General features: G+C 34.2%; 1 protein-coding gene and 1 pseudogene. Both read right to left on the reverse strand.

Annotated elements, in window-relative coordinates; translation table 11 throughout:
- Positions 1-2,002, reverse strand: a 2,002-nt coding sequence (locus tag KSU54_RS18300) for a SpaA isopeptide-forming pilin-related protein (RefSeq protein ID WP_217749046.1), incomplete at its 3' end; no start/stop codon positions are given.
- A gap of 132 nt (positions 2,003-2,134) precedes the next feature.
- Positions 2,135-2,841 (reverse strand): annotated as a pseudogene (locus tag KSU54_RS18305) (hypothetical protein); the annotation flags it as partial.

Raw genomic sequence — 2,841 nt, forward strand, 5'->3', positions numbered from 1 at the left:
TTTTCTGTCTTGATAAATAAAAAACAGCAATATTGCCATTCTTATCTGTTTTATACGTTCCTACTTTCTTTTTATCTGTAACGTTGTATAAATCAAATTCAGCATTTTCCAGTTTTTTGCCCGAATCCTTATCAACTTTATAAACATTTATAAAAGTAGGATAGTTATTTATTTCCCATGTCACATCTAATCCCATATGCAGTTTAGAATCAGTTTTATCAGCAGTTATAGTAAAATCATATGTACTGTCATCATCACGGAAACCATCTGGTACTGCAGACTCCTTTAGGGTGTATTCCCCCAAATTAAGATTATCCAGTGCACCATAACCGTTTTCATCTGTTGTAAGATTTCCTACCACTTCGCCCTGCCTATATATAACAGTTCCCTGTGGTGTTCTTATATCGTTTCTGGCAGTCACATCAAATGTTGCGTTTGCTAATTTTTCACCTGCATGATAATCTAATTTATCAACAGATATTTTACCCATTATCCTATTGTTTACAACATTGATCGTTGTATCACTCGGCCAAAAATTAACCGCATGAGAATAAATATTTTGCTGAACAGCAGTATTATAATAGATATGAATAACATACTGGCCACTTTCAGGCATCTGCTTATTTGCACGCCATACTCCGTCACTTCCTTTTGCAAGGTGAACCCAATCAATATCATCCTGTCCCCCATTAATCGACCATGTAGGAAATTTAATCTCTGTTACACTATCTGGTACACCATCCACCTCATATTTTATGTAATGATTGTCCGCAAGTGTAGATGATAATTTTACATTTACTTCTTTACCTTCAATCACTGCTGTAAAAACACTTCTATCGATATAGCCGTCTAATGTAAATTCCTGCTCGTATTTCGAAGAAGCTGTATATCCATTTGGCACTGTTTCCTCTACCTTAAATTTACCTTCATTCAAATCTGTTTTTTCTAAAAAACCACTTTCATATAGTTTATCAGCAGAATTATATGTTAACTCCCTTAATTTTTCATATTGATGAGTTGTCTTATTCCACTGTAATAAATCAAATTTAGCGTTAGAAATGTTTTCACCATAATTGTCAGTTTTATTAATACTAATCTGGCTTCCATCTATCCAGTTAACATTTAATGTTATTTGGGTAGGATCATAAGTGAAACTCCAAGAACCTATATCCTGAACACTGGTACTGTCTGATTTTACAATCAGCGGAGCATATCTTGTTTTGTGGCTGCCTGTCAGTTTTCCAGAACTATAGTCACCATGCTTGCTCGATATATCTGTTTCTAAATAAAAAATATCTCCACCATATATAGTTGCATTATTAATAGCAACCGTTCCTTTCGTAACATTATGCAGCTTTATACCAGTTGGCAATGGCAATGTTACAGTATTACTACTAGTAGAATTAAACTTAATATCTTTTGTACGCTGTTTTCCTGTATTTAAATCATAATAAGCAGTGGTATTAAAATTAGTGCTACCATCAAAATTAAATTCGTTTGATGGAATCGGCATAGACTGAATCTGTTCATACCTCCACTTTAAACCAATTCCATTAGCCAATAAATCATCCCAGTTTTTGCCACCATAAATATCTCCACTATATGCGTAACTAGCCATAATATGCGTATACAGATATTTATTAGTGTCATTGGTAACTTGATCATCTTTAAAAACATCTTCAGGCCCGCCATATCCATAATAAAGAACTTTAAGAAGTTCCATATTATTACTGATTTCAGCATATGCACTATTGTTATTTACTGGTTCATTTCGAGAAGAATTTAAACAGTATGCCAGTTGGCCATTAATGTAATAATAGTTGGTAGACCAGTTACCGAGCCAACTCGGATAATATATTGGACTGCCCTTTTCAAGTTTTACTGTTTCTGCATGTAAAGAAGAACTGGCCATTGAAGATATTACCCCACCAAAAAGTAATATAACAACAAGTGAAAATTTAATAAACTTATTCCAAACATTTCTTGTACTCTTTTTAATCATCTTTGCCCTCCTTTTCAAGCTTAAAAAATGACTTTCGCCATATTAATGTAGGATTTCTACAAAGATACATAATATATTCCCCCTTCATAATAAAAAAAGCAGGCGATATTACGCTTGCCTTAACATATTATATTATCCAAATATATCGTCAAAATTCCCTTGTCCTCCTCCCCAATTATCAGTATAATCGCCATTTGGTGTTGAACCAGATATATCTACATCCGCACTTCCACCAGTTGAACCTGAGCCGCTTCCAGAACTTCCGCCTGAATTACCACTATTTCCTCCTGAATTGTTGCCACCAGATGTTCCACCATTTGAAGGCTTGTTAGAACCACTACCAGATCCAGATGATCCTGAGCTTCCTCCAGTTCCAGCAGAACCTGAAGGTTTGTTTCCAGAACTATTAGAGCTGCTATTTGAATTGTTTCCACTAGATACTACTTTATTTCCAGATGAATCTGCTTTTTTCTTAACAGTATTTTTTACTGTTTTCGTTCCGTCAGCATTTGTTACTGTCTCTTGCACTACCACTTCGTCCTCAGCGACTATTGGTAGAGCAATTACTGTTACTTTAAATTCTTTTTCGTTCTTATTCCCATTGACATCCTCAACGTTTGCTTTAGCAATATATTCCATAGGCACATTAACATTAATTGTACTATAGTCAATATTTAATTCCATTTGTGCTAAATCAGTCGCTGTAATCAATGATTTAAAATCAAATGTACTCAAATCTGTCCCTTGAAGAATTTCTATATTTTCTGGTACTGTAATTTCTGGAGCAGTTGTATCTTTCACAACTACCTTAACTGTTTTAGTTTCATCTTTATATGTTA

Source organism: Erysipelatoclostridium sp. MSK.23.31, from assembly GCF_019125875.1.
Lineage (GTDB): Bacteria > Bacillota_I > Bacilli_A > Erysipelotrichales > Coprobacillaceae > Thomasclavelia > Thomasclavelia ramosa.